Here is an 18461-nt window from a genome sequence, read left to right on the forward strand (position 1 = left end):
CAGTCAGTATCAGCACACAATAGATCTAATCCCATATTGTTCTTATTGATGGGTTTTATGCTCTGCGCTCGAGCTGACTAAGCTAGAAACCACAACCGCCATATAAAAAACGCCGACTATCGACTCTAAATACACCAGAGTCTTAGCTATGGGTGTCGCTGGGCTGATGTCTCCATAGCCGAGGGTGGTTAACGTCACGAAGCTAAAATATGCACTGTTAGAAAAATTGTCCTCCCACTTAATCGCCTCCAATCCGTGAAACGATTGCGGGTCAAGTTCTATTAAAAACAGGTAAGCAACGGCCCACATCAATCCAAGCAATAAAAATAATGCGACAGAACCGATAAGCTTATTGGTGTCGATTTTTCCTGAGAATAAAATAGTTCTAACTAACGATTGAAAAGTGCCATAGAAAAAGATAAAGGTCAGAGTCAGTGTCAACACGCTCATCTCTTCAATATGAAAGACACGTTGAGCCACAATGGTGGCTACCCATACTGCCGCCAGTCCTCTGAAGAAATGCGTCCATTGTCGGTCAAAGTGCAAGCTGAAAAAACACACGACAAATATTACACCTATGACGCCCTGCATCAGGTTTTCCATTACATTGTCTTGTAACAGTTGGACTAAAGCTGCTGAGATCAAAAGCATAATCAGCGCTAATGTTAAGTAGATGAAGTTATTCTTATCACTGATGCTTGGCAGGCGCTTGCCATGATTCATCGTTGACTCCTTTTCGCTTTTGTCACTGTTCATCAGTATTTATCGGTATTTTCTGGCATAAGGATATCGAGAAGTGATCATTTTTAACATGCATTTATTCGAACGATCTCGTTATACTTACCACCGTTTTTTTGAGCATAAATCAAGGTGCTACACATGGATATCAAAGTGAAAGATTCATTGGTTGGCGGCGTGATTAACGGGGCTATTAATGGTTACATCGCGAGCTATCATTTCAAAGGAATGAACAGTGTCCCCATGTCGCTGAACATGATCACTAACTCCGAAGTGACAGTTTGGGGCCAAGCTGTTTCACTGACCTTCGGTTTAGGGATTATTTTATCGCTGCTCACCTCTAAGCTGTTTATTCATCAACTTAAAAAATCTCACCCACAGCATATTGATAAACTTCAGTATGGTTTTTGGTCACGCCTTGTTCCGATAGCTGTCACCAATGCGGCGGTGCTATTTGGTTGGTTTGTCGCCCTTGCGGTGATCTGGACGAAATACACAGGCGAAGTTCAGGTCTCTCCTTCAAGCGCCGTTCTACTGGTTGGCCTGTTTGCTTTCATCATTACTATTGCTGTCGAAGTAAGAACAAAGAAAAGTATCATCTACAAAAAAGTTAATTTGCTGGAACAACAGTAAACCAGAGTAGGAACAAACGATGTCAGAAAACAATACCCAAACCAGCACAGAGCAAAGCGATAAGAAAATTAGTCAAGCCCGCTCATTTACTTACGTCATTTTTGTAGCGGTTGCCGCTCTCTGGTTATATACCTTGTGGGCCGACCGAATGACCCCAATGACAGATCAAGCCCGAGTAAATGGTCAATTAATACGTATCAGTCCCGAAGTCTCTGGTCCTATTTCTCAAGTGAGTATTACCGACAATAGCAACGTAAAGGCGGGAGATGAGTTAGTCACGTTAGACCCACGCCCCTTTGAACTGGCCGTTAAAGCCGCAAGGTTTGACTTACAACAAGCTGCGCAATCTTATGAAGCAGATTCTGCCGCGATAAGTGTTGCTCAGGCCAACGAAATTGCCGCTCGCGTCAAGCTAAATAATGCCAAGAAAAATGTAGAGCGTAATCGTGTACTGGCTGAAAAAGGGACAATCAGTCAAGCTGCAATGGATAACATCCTCACTGAACTAGAAACAGCGCAAGCAGGACTGGCGCAAGCATCGTCTGCATTGGAGAAAGCTAAGCAAGAGTTTGGTCCCAGAGGGATAGAAAACCCTGAAATACAATCAGTATTAAACAGACAGGAGCAGGCCCTACTCAACCTTAACCACACGAAGCTGACTGCACCGGCTGATGGGGTGGTCACTAACATGAATGTTGCGGTTGGCGATTACGCTGCTGCAGGACAACCACTCCTCACCTTTATCAATACCAACAACTTATGGCTTACCGCCATGGTGAGAGAAAACTCTTTGGCACATCTAAAGCCTAGCAATAGAGTTAAAATCGTTTTTGATGCTTACCCTGGTCAGGTGTTTGAAGGGAAAATTTCCTCGATCGGCTGGGGAAGTAGTGGTAATAACAGCCTGTCGCAAGATACCAGTAGTGGTCTCATGACATCACCGACCAGTAGCTCAAAAGCGCAACGATTCCCCGTCAACATCGAATTCGCCGAGTTACCTGACGATCTGAATCTGAGATACGGTGGCCGAGCAGTTGTCGCTTTCTATCCTGATAAAAGCTACTTAGGTGAGCGATTGCAAGATCTCTGGATCTTGGCATGGAGTTATATCAGCTATGTATCATAGTGCCGCCAACCCGATCATAAGAGTTGCGGTATTCCCGGTACTTTTGCTGTTTTGGCAACATGTATTCGGAACAGATTTGCCTTTGCTAGCGCCTGCTATGTGCGCAGTTTTTCTCACCACAACTCATGAACCCCCACCGGTGATCATGGTATTTATCATGGGCGGGATTCTGTTCGTAACCGCTTGGTTTCAGGCATTAATGAGCGATCTATTGATCGATTACGTACATGTCTACTACCTGTTCTTGTTTGGGATATTTTACTGGTGTATGGAACGCACCAAGAAAAATCCTCAAGACGTGATGGCTATCTTACTCATTGTTTCTACAACAATGATTGCTGTCTTTACGCAACAGAAAGGGATTAGCGTTGAGCAAATTCCCATGGCTTTGCTCGAAAATATCTTTGTTGCCGGTTTTACCGCTTATTTGGCTTATCTCCTATTTCCAGGCGGCGAGCCAATGGCTACAAATACGGCTCCCGTAGTATCAACAACCAAATACCTACTTGATTGGCAAACCCTGCTGAAAGCGGTGATTGTCATGACAACGCTGGTGTGTACGATCCAACTAGACTTGGAGCAAAGTACGGTTATCATCATTATCGTCGCATTAATGGTCAAGGACCCCGACCCCAGCATTGGTAAAGATTACGGATTAAGACGAGTGCTGACGACATACGCCAGTGTACTGTTTGCCATTCCACCTCTTGCCATGAGTATGCTTCAAGTCAATCTGGTAGGGATTGCTGGTGTTGCTGTAGTGAGTGCATTGTTCCTGGGAATCCATGCGGTTGCAAAAAACGCCAGCTATAACTCGATTCAATTGATGTATTCCAGTTACGTTGTGTTAGTTTTTTACGGGATTACTTCAACCAGTATTGAAGCAATCACCGATGACCTCATACGTTTTATGTCCGTTTTCGCCGCTGTCTTGCTGGGTATCATGAGTTTGATCATCCTTTACCCCAAAACCCAAAATTAGCACCTAGAAAACCAAGCTTTGGCTTGGTTTTCTTATTTGGGATAACTGACACTCCGTCAAGGTGGGTTTAACATGACGTATGCGAGAAGAAATTAAATCGAGTTGTCTCGCTTCGCTCGGCTGAACTCCAAGGGTCTAGGATTCTGCACCCCTATCTCCAAAGGTTTGTTCCAGATATGAAAAAGCCCGCTAAATTCAGCGGGCTTTCAAATGTGGCGGAGAGATAGGGATTTGAACCCTAGATACGCTATTAACGTATGCCGGTTTTCAAGACCGGTGCTTTCAACCACTCAGCCATCTCTCCGTAAGTGCGGCGAATAATACTGGGGTCTTTTCTGCCTGTAAACCCCTTTTCTACAATTGGCTGTTCAAGTGCCTCTTTTTTAAACGCTTCGAGTATCTTTAGTTCAAACGGCGCACGTATTGTTCAGGCTTCACGATAGTTGAAGCAGCATGCTGATCGAACTTACTCCACACCCAACACTTACTCGCCTACTTCAGGTGAAAGATCTGTTCAGTTTCCAGTGATGTCATTGCGCGGATTTGACGCCACACATAATAGAAAATACCAAGCATCATCAGGGTACTTGGAACCGCTATCATCGGGTAGCTGTACAAGGTGAGCTTACCCAGCTCTTCATTGAATGCTGCGGTGCCAGCAGGGCTGGTAACAATCCAGGTGGCGAGAAAGTAGTTCATCGCAGAAGAGAAAGCGAACGTGCTGGCAAAAAGGTAATTGGAAATGATCAGACAGCGATCAAACGTCTGACTGTTACCACCTTGCTCCAGACGTTCTTTGATCAGTGCCAAGTTGAGTATGGTGTCGTTGAAAAGCATCTTTTTGACAAACGGATACGGGGTGAAAGTTGAAACCAGTACAGCCACCCCAATCACACCGGGAATCAAGGCTTCTTTCAGTGCCAGCCACTTGGTATCCAGTTCCAAAAGGCCGATACCACCGGTTAGCAGCACACTGACAAAACCTAACACAGAAAAGAGGTTGAGTTTCTTGTTGCGAACCAGTTCAAGGCCACCATAAGCAACAGGAAATGCCAATGCGACAACCAGTGCCAGTACTGTCCCCAGGTGTTCATCCCCGCTGAGCTTCATTAAAATCAACGAAGGCAGCAAAACGTTAAAGACTACCTCGAACAGGGGGTTCGATTTTTTGTTAGCGGTATTACTCATAAGCTTCCAGTTAAAGACGTCATGATTATTTCTGGTTTTACCCGATTGTTCCCTGCATGCACCCATATGTAAAGCCCAGCAGTACCTAGCAATGTAAGTGCATGTGTCTTCGTGTTCTGGAAATTAAGGCGTCAGGGAAGGAGAAAAAGTTCCGGATAGAATAAAAATTGATCGCGGGGCGCGAATAAGAAAAAAGCCTGACGCTTTCGCATCAGGCTTCAGTCAGTGGCGGAGCGGACGGGACTCGAACCCGCGACCCCCGGCGTGACAGGCCGGTATTCTAACCAACTGAACTACCGCTCCAATTTTTTATCAACCGACTAATGCCTGCTGATGAAAAGTGGCGGAGAGATAGGGATTTACTCGGTCGCTACGCTCCCTTGCCCTTCGGGCCGTTGCCTTTTCGGCTTCGCCGGGCAACGTTGTCTCGCTTCGCTCGGCTGAACCCTGTCAAGGCTTCTTCACCCTATCTCTCTGAGGAATATTTCATCCTCTGAGTCAAACACCTAATTTTAAGCTGTTTGATTTAAAAGTGGCGGAGAGATAGGGATTTGAACCCTAGATACGCTATTAACGTATGCCGGTTTTCAAGACCGGTGCTTTCAACCACTCAGCCATCTCTCCGTAAGTGCGGCGAATAATACTGAGGTCTTTTCTGCCTGTAAACCCCCTTTTTGTGTGTTTTTATTTAAATGCTCAAAAAGCAATCGAAGGCATTGTTGAATGCCTGCATAAAACCCGAATAGTCACCATCTTGAAATTGCGAATGTAGCGTCATATATCTATAAAACATTTTTTAGGGTAGGCGCGATCTCCCTGAACCACACTGCTACAATACCCCGCAATAGAAACGATTCAATGACGACAATGAAAAAAATACTCCTCGTTTTCATTCTTTCAATTATCGGTTTTTCACCAGCATATGCTGCCGAAGAGGAAACAAGCATCAAAGGCGCTGCCTGTCTGGTTTCTGATATCGAAGGCCGGATACTGGTAACCCGGGATATACTCAATAACCGTATCTCGATACCTGGTGGTTATATTGATAATGATAATCCTGCTGATGCCGCTGTCAGGGAAACGAAGGAGGAAACAGGTATCGATGTTGAGGTAGTAAAAGAAATCGCAAGGCCTGGCCAGGCCGTTTTATTTGACTGTCGAGCGCTCTCCCCTATCCCCATTCACAACCCAAAAGACGGCAACGCAACGGTAGCGAGCTGGCAGGCCGAACACTTTGGCCGCGAAGTGCGGGCCGTGTACATGATGGCACCTGATGACAAGATGCGAAAGGCAGCAAGGTTTCCGGAGCAGGTTGATATGTTTCCTACGCTGCTCCATGTCACCACGCCCAGTGAAACCCAGCACTATAAGGATTTCCACCATCTCAGCAGTGAATTTAATCGTTGGAATGCGTCTTTGAACCATGGCGTCCAGAACATCATTAACACGTTACCATCTCTGGTCGGCACCGTGTTAAAAGCCTCGTCAGGATTGGGTAACGGTGTCCTCTTCTTTATCCTGATCCCTTTTGCAATGGCAACAGGCGGGGTTAAACGCGCTTCGCAAGTGCTATTTGCCACTGTCGCCGTCACGTTAGTGGTCGGCTTTGCCAAACTGCATTTTGCGGTGCCGCGCCCATTCTATCTTTACCCAGATTTACAGCTGGCAGATGCCTCCGGCTTTGCGTTTCCCAGCGGGCACACCGCCACCGCCTTTGCCGTGTGGGGACTGGTTTACTTTTGGCTGAAACAAGCTGGCAGGAATTCCCTCGCAATTTGGCTGGTGCCATCTTTGCTGGTCGCACTCAGCCGGGTGTATCTTGGCGTACACTATGTCACGGATGTGGCGGCCGGCGCCGTCGTGGGCACACTTATTGCCGCTGCAGCGCAGTCTTTTACACAAAAGGAATGGATTGCAACACCAAGGCTTTGGTTAGGTATAGGGGCTATCGCCTTGCCACTGGCAGCGACACAGATTCAACCGACTTTCCTTTATTGTCTGGCATTTTCCCTCGTCTTTGCCTCTGTGCTGTTATTGATGGAAAGGCACGCACCCCGGGTGTCGCTGCCATTGGGTAAAAGAGGGTTTGTGTTGTCGCTCGTTGGTGTTACAGGTATTGCGGCAGCAGTGGGGGTAGCCACGCAGTTATCAAACTCCAGCATTCACATTCTGGCAATTACAACCGTTGGCTTTGCATTGCTGGCAATTCTGATAGCTTGGTTAGTCCCCAAATTCAGCCAGTAAACCCAAACCAAAGAACGCTGGGGGCGTCACGGTTTGCATTCGGGGCGTATCGATTGCAACGAAATTGCATCGTCATCGCGGATGTGACCATAATGACGCCCTTGTTTCAAATCACGATATTCCCATGAGCCAATGTCCTGAGTGCGGAAATGCACTTTCCTGCACCGCTGAAACCGGCCAATGCTGGTGTATGCAGTATCCAAACCTTTTTCCAACCCCAAAGCGCGATCGTCTGTCATGCCTGTGCCAACAGTGTCTTGCCAAGCGTATTAACGAAAAACTGGAAAGCCTTTATCAGCAATACACTACCAATGATTTGATTCGTCTGGCGAAGCCCTACCGTGATCAGAAAACCTTGGTTGAAGGATTGGATTACACCATAGAAAAAGGACGTTATGTCTTCTCTGCGTGGTATCACTTAAAGCGTGGTTCTTGTTGTGGCAATGGTTGCAGGCATTGCCCTTATGGAAAATCCTGATCACCAAGTTACAGAAATGCGGGCATAATCACGAAGACACCCCTATCCAACCGGTGATGCCGTTTACCGCCAAATAACCAAGGAACGTTATCGGGTTAGGAGAGTGTTTTAAATTGTGCAGGATCAGTAAGTAGCAATCAGGATCTGGTAGACTCTTTTCTAGATTTTAATGGCCTTAAGAAGAACAATGACAACACATTTTTTCCCTCTGAAAAACGTAATCCAGGATTATGCCTGGGGCAGTTGTACCGCACTAACCGAGCTTTTCAACATGCCAAATCCGGAAAACAAACCACAAGCTGAAATCTGGATGGGCGCCCACCCAAACGGCTGCTCCAAAATCCTTGACGATGGCAAAGAGACCCTGCTGTCAGCGTTTATTCGCTCAGATATGGAAAGCATTTTGGGCCGGGACACCGCCAAACAGTTTGGCGAGCTGCCATACCTGTTCAAAGTGCTGTGCGCAGAAAAGGCGTTGTCGGTACAAGTACACCCAAGCAAAGCACAGGCAGAAGCAGGGTTTGCCAAAGAAGACGCGGCGGGCATTCCCCTTTCAGCCAGCGTTCGCAATTACAAAGACGCCAACCATAAACCAGAGTTGGTGTTTGCGCTCACGCCCTATCAGGCAATGAATGGTTTCCGCGATTACAGCGAAATTCTGGGCTTTTTCCACCGGATCAACATCGAAGAACTGTCGGCGATGGTTGATGCACTTGAAGCAAACCAGAGCGAGCAAGGCCTTAGTGATTTCTTTGGCGATCTGCTTTCACTCAACGGCGAAACCAAGGACGCTGTAGTCACAAAATTGTTGGCATTTGCACAAGACCACTCGTCTGATGCACTGTTTGCGCTGGTGCTGACCCTGTCAGAGCAGTATCCGGGCGATATTGGTTTGTTCTCACCGCTTATCCTGAACACCCTGACCCTTCAGCCAGGTGAAGCGATGTTCTTGGATGCCTGCACGCCGCACGCATACATCAAAGGCACAGGACTTGAGATCATGGCGAACTCGGACAACGTCTTGCGCGCAGGCCTAACACCGAAACATATGGATGTGGCTGAACTGATTGCCTGCACCCGTTGCGTACCAATGCCAAAGGACAGCATCCTGTTGGCACCAAGCGTTGAAGGCAATGCGCTTCACTACCCCATTCCTGTCGTTGATTTCAAATTCAGTGTGTACCGCAACACCCAGAATGAAGCCCTTAACACGGAAAGTGCAGAAATTCTGATTGCCGTTGATGCTCCTCTGACGGTATCACACGCCAGCGGTGAGCGCGTTACACTGAACAAAGGCCAGTCAGTATTCATTCCTGCGTATGTGGGCGAATACCTAGTGAGCTGCGACGGTACCTTTGCACGCGCCTACAACTAAGCCTTGGTACCCGAACACGCCTTGCAGCCCTCTATAAATGAGGACGCCCAGCATCTGCTGGGCGTCCTTTTCTGTTATTCATCTCGCTTTACGCAAGGCTCTTCTTATTCAACCTACCTTAAATCAAGTCAGGGACCCAATACCGTATTCCTTCCCGTAATTTTCAACGACAAAATCGATATCTTTGTCACCACGGCCTGACAGGTTGATCAGAATAGAACCTTTCTCACCCTGCTTTGCCAATTTAAAGGCGTACGCCACAGCATGTGACGATTCAATGGCCGGAATAATCCCTTCAAGGCGGGACAGTTCAAAGAACGCATCAATCGCTTCATCATCGCTGACCGTGCCATAGCTCACGCGTCCCGAATCTTTCAGGTAGCTGTGCTGCGGGCCGACGGACGGATAATCCAGGCCACTTGCCACCGAATACACTTCCTGCGGTTCGCCATCTTTGTCTTTCAGCATGTAAGATTTAAAACCATGCATAATACCGGGTTCACCAAGTGTCAGCGTAGCTGCATGCTCACCTTCAACATTGAGCGACCGCCCCGCAGGTTCACAACCATGAATGGCGACGCCCTCATCGTCCAGAAATGCCGTAAACAACCCCATCGCGTTCGAACCGCCGCCTACGCAGGCAACCAGATTCCTCGGCAAGCCACCGGTCATTTCCTGAAACTGAACCTTCGCTTCATTACCAATAATGGATTGGAAGTCACGGACCATCATCGGGAATGGGTGTGGCCCCACCACAGAGCCAATCGCGTACAGCTGGTTTACCGGGTCTTTCATGTAGGCTTCAAAGGCGGAATCTACCGCTTCTTTCAGCGTTTTACGTCCGTGGGTTGCCGGGATAACGTTAGCGCCTAGAATGCGCATGCGTACTACATTCGGATGTTCTTTGCGAATATCCACTTCCCCCATGTAAATATCACATTCCAGCCCGACCAACGCGGCAGCCGTTGCCAGCGCTACGCCATGCTGCCCTGCACCGGTTTCAGCAATCAGCTTTTTCTTGCCCATTTTTTTTGCCAGCAGTGCTTCACCCAGGCAATGGTTAATCTTGTGCGCACCGGTGTGGTTGAGATCTTCACGCTTCAGGTAAATATCTGCACCGTACTTTTTAGACAGGTTTTCTGCATGAAAAATAGGACTTGGCCGACCGACGAAATGCTTGTAAAGACGTGCCAGCTCAGCCCTGAATGCCGGATCCTTGCGACACTCTTCATAGGCAGCCGCAATTTCAACCATGATGGATTCCAATTCCGGCGGGATAAAGCTGCCACCATATTCGCCGAAATATCCCTGTGCATCAGGCAGTGTATGGTCAAAGGAATTTTGCATTGGGTACTCCTACTCGCTTCCTTGTTATACCGCCCCCCAGCCTTGACGTAACATCAAAAGGGAGCGGTTGAGTTGTCCATACAAAATATATTGATTAAAGCAGAAGCAGTACGGTAAAGCCGCGGTTTTGTGACGCCAGAAGGAGAAGAGGGTCACAAACCGCGGCGTTAGGCATTCAGTTGCTGGCGTTGCCCACCGCGTGTCAGACTGGATAGCGAAGCCACTGATTGACGCCACCGTAAAAATTCATGCTGTCCCTGAATAGAGAGCTAAAAAGCCGTCGAGAATAGCGCCGGGATTTGCTGCACCATTTTTCTCTGCCAACAGAAAGTCATAAATCGCATTTTCATGGTCGCTGACAAGCGTAAACAGATCCAGATATTCCGTCGCCGCATCAGTATTGGCTTGATAGCGTTGCTGGTAGGGCGCAACCCAATCGACCATGGTGTCAATCAATTGCGGCCAGGGTAAATTGGCCCACTTTTCGGCATCACTCATCCCCTTGGATGTCATGGCTTCATCCGTTTCAGGCACCTGTTCACCGAGCAGTTCTAACCCCTGGCGTAATCGTTGGGCGGTCAACAGCTCAATGTCCAGCAAACGTTGCCATGTGCCCTGCTTGTCACCGTCTTTCCGATTGTCAATAAAATACCGGAAAAATGCGATGCCATAGAGCTCGCCCATATATGCATTCTTTAAAGCAGTGATCATGGTTACTTTCTCCGAAGCCACCGTTGAAGGGGGGCTATCCCCCGGTAAATCAGCAATGACGCCAGGATCAACGAACAACCGGCAATTTTATGGGCGGGCATGGCTTCGTGATACCACACAACACTGAGCACCACTGTCCAGACCGGTTCAAGGATCATAATGATGGCGGCATTGGCCGCACTCGCCCCTTTTTGCCCCAGCGTCTGCATCAAATAGCGAAGACTGGTGGCGACCACAACGCTCAGCGAAAACCAAACCCAGATATTCGACGGCACCTGCTCTGGCCAGGTCTCTGTCAGCAATGACACAACCGAAGCGACTACACCGGTGACAAAAAGCTGGATACAGGTCAACACCAGCGCAGGGATCCGCTGCGCATAGCGGTTATTGACATTGAAATGGATAGCGAGGCAAACAGCCGCTAACAAAAACCAAATTTGGCTGGCTGACAATTGCCACCCTACACCACCGAGTGATAACAGCGACAAACCAGACACAGCAATCGGCATCGACACCCAGAATATACGTGGCGGCTTTTGCTTAAAAAGCACCCAGGCAATCGGCGGCACAAACAACATAGAAAGACTCATGATAAATGCTCCCTCACCAAGTGAAGCACTCACCGACATGGCGTAAATCCAGGAAAGCAACGCACAAGAGAGCAAGCTACCCACACCGGCGGCGCGAAGGAGATCATGCGTATCAACACGTTTCAGCGCCTTAAGACAAAAAGGACCCAGAAACAGGGAGGCTGCAATAAAACGAAGGCCGACAAAACCAAACGGCGGCATGCCCTGAATCGCCTCTTTCGAAAAAATCCAACCCCAGGCTGCCAATACCGTTGCAGCAAGCAAAATCAAAGAAGCGCGTCTTTCAGACAACATCTCGCACCACAAAATAAAAAATACCAAGCCGTATCCCCATAGATGGGGATACGCATTATCACACTGGAAGACGGGTTTGCCTATGGCATTGATAACCTCTGAATTCAGGCATCTTCAGGTTGTTTAGGTGTATTATAAATAAGATATCAACCCCAAGCAGTAAGGATGGAAACAATGGGTACAGGAAAAAGGGACATGACATTGCGCTTTCTGGCAGAGCCGGGAGATGTCAATTTCGGTGGTAAGGTTCACGGTGGTGCGGTGATGAAGTGGATTGACCTTGCCGCTTACGCCAACGCAGCGGCCTGGAGTGGAAAGTACTGCATCACAGCATATGCCGGAGGCATTCGTTTCGTGCAACCCATCCATGTTGGTAATCTGGTTGAAGTCAGCGCCAAGGTGATTTACACCGGCAATACCTCAATGCACATTGCCATCGATGTGCAGGCCAGTGACCCGAAAGAGATGAAAAACCGTCTTACCACACACTGTATCGTCATCATGGTTGCCGTTGATGAAACAGGTAAACCTACATCAATCCCGAAATGGATACCGGAAACCGAAGAAGACAAAGTATTGGAGCAATCCGCGATTCGGTTGATGAACATGCGAAAGCAGATCGGCGAAGAGATGGAAGCACACGTAAAATTATACAAATGACCGTGATTGGGGGGGTGACATTGCGCCTCCCTTTCTCCCTCACTCAAATTTTCTTACGGGTTCAGTGGTAGGATAAAGAAAGAAAAGTGACCATAAACAGTTCATTTATCCAGACATTGCTGAACTGGCGCTAAGTTTGATTGGTATTTCAAGAAAAAACCTATCAAAAGAATAGGTAAAACCAATCATTCACAATGAAAAATACTGCTATGTTATCCCGTGATTTTAAGGGTCTGATGACCCTTTAACTTTTGTCAATTTACGTCCAAATTATCGCCCATTGTAGGGAAGTCCATATGGCGAAAGAAAACAATAATATCGTGATTTTTGGTGCCTCCGGTGATCTTACCAAGCGTAAGTTGATCCCAGCCTTCTATCACCTTTATGCGAATGGCATGATGCCGGAAAACTTCACGATCCTCGGTGTGAGCCGCACCGACTATTCAGATGAAGCATTCCGCGAGAAACTGGCAGCGTTTTTAACGGAAAACGAAAAGGTCAACGAAGAAACGCTCTCACGTTTTTGCCAACACCTTTACTATCTCCCTATTGATCCTGCCGAACCAAGCGATTACGCGCAGTTGGTTACCCGGTTGGATGAACTGAGCGAAAAACACAACACAGGGCACAACAACCTCTACTACCTGGCAACACCGCCAAGTCTGTACAGCGTTATCCCAGAGTGTCTGGCCGCCCACCAGTTAAATGACCAGACAAATGGCTGGAAACGGCTGATTGTTGAAAAACCCTTCGGTTACGATACGGCATCCGCAGAAGCACTGGACGACAGCCTGCATCACCAGTTTGCCGAAGATCAGGTTTATCGCATTGACCACTACTTGGGTAAAGAAACGGTACAAAACCTGTTTGTTTTCCGTTTCTCTAACGGCATGTTTGAACCGCTGTGGAACCGCAATTTCATCGATTACGTTGAAATCACCGGTGCCGAGTTCCTTGGCGTAGAAGGCCGTGGCGGCTACTACGACCATTCAGGCGCAGTGCGCGACATGTTCCAGAATCACCTGTTACAGGTACTGGGTATGGTGGCGATGGAACCACCAGCAGCGATCCGTTCCGACTCCATCCGTGATGAAGTCACCAAAGTAATGCAAAGCTTCCGTCCGCTGAGTGACGAAGATTTGAAAAACAATCTGGTACTGGGACAATACACCGCATCTAACGTGCGTGGTGAAGCCTTGCCCGGTTACCGTGAAGAGCCCGGTGTCGCCGATGATTCACGCACAGAAACCTACATCGGCCTTAAGATGTTTGTCGACACCTGGCGTTGGAATGGCGTGCCGTTTTACGTGCGTACCGGTAAGCGCTTACCTACCCGTGTAACGGAAGTGGTTATTCACTTCAAAAAAACCCCGCACCCGGTATTCGGCGCAAACGCCCCGGAAAACAAACTGATCATCCGAATCCAACCGGACGAAGGTATCCTGATGAGCTTTGGTTTGAAAAAACCGGGGGCAGGGTTTGAGGCCAAAGAAGTCTCCATGGAGTTTCACTATCAAAGCCTTCAGGAAGCCCAGTTGCTGACCGCGTATGAACGTCTGCTGCTGGATGCGATCAAAGGGGACTCCACCCTGTTTGCCCGTTCCGATGCTGTGAAAGCGTGCTGGGAGTTTGTAGAGCCCATCCTGCGCTACAAGGAAAATCCAGATGCCCTGTTTGGCTATGCAGCCGGCACCTGGGGCCCAGAGCAGGCAGACGAGCTATTGAAACGCGATGGACGCGAATGGCGCTATCCCTGTAAAAACCTCACCAATACAGAATATTGCGAGCTGTGATATGAAGGAATTCCGCATTCTCGACAATGCTGACGCCGTGGTTCTTGAGCTGGCGTCATCAATGAAAAGCCTGAGTGAAGAAGGACGCCCAGTGCATATCTCACTCTCCGGCGGCAGCACACCCAAACTGCTGTTTAAACTGCTGGCCCGGCCAGAATGGGCTGACAGCATTCAATGGCAGAACCTCCACTTCTGGTGGGGCGACGAACGCTGCGTGGCGCCGGACGATGCAGAAAGCAACTACGGCGAAGCCTACGCTCTGCTGTTCAGCCACATTCAAATCCCGGTTGAGAACATCCACCGCATTCGTGGTGAAGATGACCCAGAGCACGAAGCAAAACGTCTGGCAGACGAAATCAACGCCACAGTACCCGAAAAAAATGGCCTGCCCGCGTTTGACTGGATCCTGCTAGGCATGGGCGATGACGGCCACACAGCGTCACTGTTCCCAGGGCAAACTGATTATGATGAACCCGCCCTGACCGTCGTGGCGGCACACCCGCAATCCGGCCAATTACGTGTCTCGAAAAGTGCGCGCCTACTGAACAACGCTGACCGCATCAGCTATCTGGTGTTGGGAGCAGGCAAAGCCGAAATGATTGAAGCAATCCACGGTGACAACGCGCAGGCTGACCTGCCCTACCCGGCTGCGCATATTCAATCAACACACGGCAAAACTGAATGGTATTTAGATGCTGCTGCCGCGAAGGCATTGGCGTAAGGAGAAATAAATGAAAGGCGATATCGGTGTCATTGGTCTGGCGGTAATGGGCCAGAACCTTATTTTGAACATGAACGACAACGGCTTTAACGTTGTTGCTTACAACCGCACAACCTCTAAGGTCGATGAATTTCTGGAAGGTCCAGCGAAAGGCACCAACATTGTTGGCGCTTACTCACTGGAAGACTTGGTAGAAAAGCTCGCAAAACCACGCAAAGTGATGCTGATGGTGCGCGCGGGTGAGGTTGTTGACCAGTTCATCGATGCACTGACACCTTTGCTGGAAGAAGGCGACATCATTATTGATGGCGGTAACTCTAACTACCCTGACAGCACCCGTCGTATGAAAGCGCTGGAAGAAAAAGGCCTGATCTTTATCGGTGCCGGCGTTTCCGGCGGTGAAGAAGGCGCGCGTTTCGGACCTTCTATCATGCCTGGTGGTAACCCTGCTGGCTGGCCTGCTGTAAAACCTATCTTCCAGGCAATCTCAGCAAAAACCGACAGCGGCGAAGCGTGCTGTGACTGGGTTGGCCGAGAAGGCGCAGGCCACTTTGTGAAAATGGTTCACAACGGCATTGAATACGGCGATATGCAGTTAATCAGTGAAGCCTATCACTTCATGAAAGAAGGCCTTGGCATGAACCACGATGAAATGCAGGCCACCATGAAGGCGTGGAACAAAACGGAGCTAGACAGCTACCTGATGGAAATCAGTGCTGACATTCTGGGTTACCGCGACGAAGATGGTGACATCGTGCTGGAGAAAATTCTGGATACCGCAGGTCAGAAAGGCACCGGCAAATGGACCGGCATCAACGCACTGGATTTTGGTATTCCACTGACACTGATCACCGAGTCTGTCTTTGCCCGCGCACTGTCTGCCCGTAAAGAAGAGCGAGAAGAAGCGGCAGCCCTGTTCCAACACAAAATTGGTGCTGTAGATGGTGACCGCGAAGCATGGCTGGAAGCATTGCGCCAAGCATTGCTGGCGGCAAAAATCATCTCTTACGCACAAGGCTTTATGCTGATCCGCGAAGCGTCTGAACAATACAACTGGGATCTGAACTACGGTAACGTTGCCCTGCTGTGGCGCGGTGGCTGCATCATCCGTAGCGCTTTCCTTGGTAATATCCGCGATGCGTACGAGAAAAACCCAGATCTGAAGTTCCTGGGCTCTGATGAGTATTTCAAGAACATCCTTGAAAACTGCATGGGTTCATGGCGTAAAGTGGTCGCGAAATCGTTCGAAATTGGCCTGCCAGTTCCAGGCCTGTCATCGGCACTAACCTTCCTGGATGGTTACACCACAGCCCGCCTGCCAGCCAACATGCTTCAGGCGCAGCGCGACTACTTCGGCGCACACACGTACGAGCGTACAGACCGTCCGCGTGGTGAATTTTTCCACACCAACTGGACAGGTAAAGGCGGCGACACAGTGTCGACCACGTACAATAGCTAACATGGTCTGATTCCAAAGGCCTTTTTCTTCCCCAAGCCAGTCATTCTGACTGGCTTTTTTCTTCCTGCCATCCTTTCTTTTACTCGCAGATATTTCCTTTTGATGACAGCCTCAAAGAACCCCGCAAATACAATTTCTATTTATTCAATAAACTCACAAATATTCTCAGGCTGACGCCGTTTTTTCATATATTATCACATTTTATCAAAAATATTTCATTGAGACTCATTCATAATACTTTACGGTGAAATGAGATTTCACAATAAATTGAAACACTTATCAGCATGTAGACAAGCTGGCAGTGATTAATTAATAAAAACAAAATGTAATTACCATATCTAAAGCAGAGAAAAAATATGAATAAAACGTTATTACTCTCTTTATCTATGATCTTTTTTTCATCAAGTGCCATATCTTCTCCCTTAGATGGTGAAATGGTTCCAGGCTATGACCTTCCATATCTTTGGGATAACTATGCTGGCTATACAAACCAAGATTGGATGCGCGCAATCGATGGAAATAAAAGGCTGAGTGAAATCTCCATACCCGGCACACATAACTCATTATCAATGCATGGTGGAGATATTCCTGCAACGCAAACCCTAGATGTTGCAGATCAGCTAGAGATGGGGATTCGCTATCTTGATGTCCGTTTCAAGTATCGAAATAATGATCTATGGGCTTATCATGGTCCGATTTCCCAACATCAGACATTTGATTCACTGCTTTCCAAAGTATCAAATTTTTTGGCTCGTAACCCATCGGAAACAGTCTTAATTAGAATACAAAACGAAGGCGGGGCAAGTGATCACGAACACCAATTTTTCAACCGATTTAACCAAGTTTTAGAGCAATATAAACATTACAACGCTATCCCAAAATCTAATAATCCACTGCTAGACGATGTGAGAGGTAAATTTGTATTTATACGGGACTTTAATGTTTTTGGAAGTCACATTGGTATAGAAAGATCAAGTTTAAATATACAAGATGAATACCATCTCACAACAAACTGGGACCTATATAAAAAATGGGAATTAGTAAAGCAACATTTTTATTCAATAGATAAAAATAGACTATCCTTGAATTATCTATCAGGTTCAGTGGGCTCATTTCCCTATTTTGTTGCAAGTGGAAAATCTAGTCCTCAGTCTCATGCACCACAATTGTGGACTGGCATATCAACCACAAACGCAAAGAAGTATCCTGACTTTCCAAGACGCTCTTGCTTAGGTGATCTTTGCAGTATTTATTTTTCAGGTACAAACCAGTTAACAAATAAATGGATTGAAGAAGCTAAACTTCCCCAACATCTTGGCATTGTTGTTATGGATTTTCCAGGCGGTCGATTAGTCGACAATATTATTCAGTCAAATGGAAAGTCGAAGGTTAAAAGTTTAATTATTTATGAACACAACGACCAACAAGGGAAAAGCTTAGCAGTTTTTAATGATATGCCGTATGTAGGCAATGAATTCAATGACATTATGTCGTCATGGGAAATGCCATCAAACTGGGAAGTGCGTTTTTATGAACATGAAAACTATCAAGGAGACTATTATACAAGGAGTAGCATGAAAGGAAATGCTGATATGTTCAATGACAAGATCAGCTCAATTCGAATACTAAAGAAATAATGATTCACTAAATTTTATAATACAAAGAGGAAGCAGAACGCTCACTGCTTCTTCTATATAATAAAAAACAAATTAATTTTCATTTGTCTCCATGGATGTCAGTGAGGGAAATATTTTATGAAAGGCATCATGTCGAATTGTCAAAGTGCAAATTTTTATAACGACGGAAAGAAGGGGAATCAAATAAAAATGGTTCAAATATTGAAATTAAAAAATACCTCATATGGACTTGAGTGGTAACCAATGAAGAAAAAATATCAGAAATAGAGCAGTTTCAAGCAGATTTTTAAAAATCCATTGGTGACTATGCTAAAGAGATGAGCGATACCAATTTTGGAAAAGCTAGAGAACAGTTTGAATATTTTCTCAGTTTACTTGTCGAACCTTGGTTGCAAGAGCATAAAAGTCAGTGGGAAGAGCTTGATATCAATAAAAGTCTTAATTATGCTCTTGATAAAAAACAAGATTAATGAAAAAAATAGGAA

The 18461-nt window shown here is 47.2% G+C and carries 17 protein-coding genes, 3 tRNA genes and 1 other RNA gene; 12 read left to right on the forward strand and 9 right to left on the reverse strand.

From position 1 onward, the window contains the following. Window positions 1–42: 42 nt before the first annotated feature. The gene (locus tag VHA_RS06955; RefSeq protein WP_040528418.1) at window positions 43–723 is read right to left on the reverse strand and encodes a potassium channel family protein; all 681 of its coding nucleotides are present in this window, start codon (window positions 721–723) and stop codon (window positions 43–45) included. 156 nt (window positions 724–879) lie between these two features. Between VHA_RS06955 and VHA_RS06960 the strand changes: the two genes are divergently transcribed. The 3 genes from VHA_RS06960 to VHA_RS06970 are packed head-to-tail and all read left to right on the forward strand — an operon-like array spanning window position 880 to window position 3479. After that, a complete protein-coding gene (locus tag VHA_RS06960; RefSeq protein WP_005503099.1) occupies window positions 880–1371 on the forward strand; it encodes a hypothetical protein in 492 nt (163 codons plus the stop codon). 19 nt (window positions 1372–1390) lie between these two features. Beyond that, entirely contained in the window at window positions 1391–2497 is a 1107-nt protein-coding gene (locus VHA_RS06965; protein WP_005503101.1) for an HlyD family secretion protein, read from the forward strand. Beyond that, window positions 2487–3479: a DUF2955 domain-containing protein gene (locus tag VHA_RS06970; RefSeq protein WP_005503102.1), complete on the forward strand. Its 993-nt coding sequence runs from the start codon at window positions 2487–2489 to the stop codon at window positions 3477–3479. Before VHA_RS06965 ends, VHA_RS06970 begins: the two co-directional genes overlap by 11 nt. A 213-nt stretch (window positions 3480–3692) precedes the next feature. Here VHA_RS06970 and VHA_RS06975 read toward each other — a convergent pair. The 5 genes from VHA_RS06975 to VHA_RS06990 form a co-directional block, all read right to left on the reverse strand. After that, window positions 3693–3783, reverse strand: a tRNA-Ser gene (locus tag VHA_RS06975). A 188-nt stretch (window positions 3784–3971) separates the two neighbouring features. Continuing rightward, window positions 3972–4667, reverse strand: a complete 696-nt coding sequence (locus VHA_RS06980) for a VC0807 family protein (RefSeq protein ID WP_040528420.1) — start codon at window positions 4665–4667, stop codon at window positions 3972–3974. 226 nt (window positions 4668–4893) lie between these two features. Continuing rightward, a tRNA-Asp gene (locus VHA_RS06985) sits at window positions 4894–4970 on the reverse strand. Window positions 4971–5008: 38 nt separating this feature from the next. Continuing rightward, window positions 5009–5152, reverse strand: a non-coding RNA gene (locus tag VHA_RS18615) — RtT sRNA. 48 nt (window positions 5153–5200) lie between these two features. Continuing rightward, window positions 5201–5291: transfer RNA gene (locus VHA_RS06990), tRNA-Ser, on the reverse strand. 243 nt (window positions 5292–5534) lie between these two features. Here VHA_RS06990 and VHA_RS06995 point away from each other — a divergent pair. The 3 genes from VHA_RS06995 (at window position 5535) to manA (ending at window position 8764) form a co-directional block, all read left to right on the forward strand. Then, window positions 5535–6911, forward strand: coding sequence for a phosphatase PAP2 family protein (locus tag VHA_RS06995; protein WP_040528684.1), 1377 nt, complete (start codon window positions 5535–5537; stop codon window positions 6909–6911). 124 nt (window positions 6912–7035) lie between these two features. Next, complete coding sequence (locus VHA_RS18620) at window positions 7036–7389, forward strand: DUF5522 domain-containing protein (RefSeq protein ID WP_226926518.1); 354 nt, start codon at window positions 7036–7038, stop codon at window positions 7387–7389. A gap of 187 nt (window positions 7390–7576) precedes the next feature. After that, window positions 7577–8764, forward strand: coding sequence for a mannose-6-phosphate isomerase, class I (gene manA / locus VHA_RS07010; RefSeq protein ID WP_005503107.1), 1188 nt, complete (start codon window positions 7577–7579; stop codon window positions 8762–8764). Window positions 8765–8887: 123 nt separating this feature from the next. On the opposite strand, the gene trpB is transcribed toward manA, so the two are convergent. The 3 genes from trpB to VHA_RS07025 all read right to left on the reverse strand — a co-directional run bounded on the left by trpB (window position 8888) and on the right by VHA_RS07025 (window position 11706). Next, the gene (gene trpB, locus VHA_RS07015) at window positions 8888–10111 is read right to left on the reverse strand and encodes a tryptophan synthase subunit beta (RefSeq protein ID WP_005503109.1); all 1224 of its coding nucleotides are present in this window, start codon (window positions 10109–10111) and stop codon (window positions 8888–8890) included. 246 nt (window positions 10112–10357) lie between these two features. Further along, window positions 10358–10822 (reverse strand): hypothetical protein, encoded by a 465-nt coding sequence (locus tag VHA_RS07020; protein WP_040528427.1) that lies wholly within the window; start codon window positions 10820–10822, stop codon window positions 10358–10360. A gap of 2 nt (window positions 10823–10824) precedes the next feature. Continuing rightward, a complete protein-coding gene (locus VHA_RS07025; RefSeq protein ID WP_005503113.1) occupies window positions 10825–11706 on the reverse strand; it encodes a DMT family transporter in 882 nt (293 codons plus the stop codon). Window positions 11707–11880: 174 nt separating this feature from the next. Here VHA_RS07025 and VHA_RS07030 point away from each other — a divergent pair, with 174 nt between their 5' ends. From VHA_RS07030 to VHA_RS18815, 6 genes are all read left to right on the forward strand, one after another. Further along, on the forward strand, window positions 11881–12366 hold the full coding sequence (locus VHA_RS07030) for an acyl-CoA thioesterase (protein ID WP_005503115.1): 486 nt from the start codon (window positions 11881–11883) through the stop codon (window positions 12364–12366). Between the two features lie 296 nt (window positions 12367–12662). After that, window positions 12663–14159: a glucose-6-phosphate dehydrogenase gene (gene zwf, locus VHA_RS07035; RefSeq protein ID WP_005503117.1), complete on the forward strand. Its 1497-nt coding sequence runs from the start codon at window positions 12663–12665 to the stop codon at window positions 14157–14159. 1 nt (window position 14160) lies between these two features. After that, a complete protein-coding gene (pgl, locus tag VHA_RS07040) occupies window positions 14161–14880 on the forward strand; it encodes a 6-phosphogluconolactonase (RefSeq protein ID WP_005503119.1) in 720 nt (239 codons plus the stop codon). A gap of 10 nt (window positions 14881–14890) precedes the next feature. After that, window positions 14891–16339, forward strand: a complete 1449-nt coding sequence (gene gnd / locus VHA_RS07045; protein ID WP_005503125.1) for a decarboxylating NADP(+)-dependent phosphogluconate dehydrogenase — start codon at window positions 14891–14893, stop codon at window positions 16337–16339. 356 nt (window positions 16340–16695) lie between these two features. Beyond that, entirely contained in the window at window positions 16696–17976 is a 1281-nt protein-coding gene (locus VHA_RS07050) for a phosphatidylinositol-specific phospholipase C domain-containing protein (protein WP_005503126.1), read from the forward strand. Window positions 17977–18293: 317 nt separating this feature from the next. Beyond that, window positions 18294–18446 carry a hypothetical protein gene (locus VHA_RS18815; protein WP_154124119.1) on the forward strand — a complete coding sequence of 51 codons (153 nt, stop codon included), beginning with the start codon at window positions 18294–18296 and terminating at the stop codon, window positions 18444–18446. Window positions 18447–18461 lie beyond the last annotated feature (15 nt).

Origin of the sequence: Grimontia hollisae CIP 101886 (assembly GCF_000176515.1) — a bacterium.
GTDB classification, from domain to species: Bacteria; Pseudomonadota; Gammaproteobacteria; order Enterobacterales; family Vibrionaceae; genus Enterovibrio; species Enterovibrio hollisae.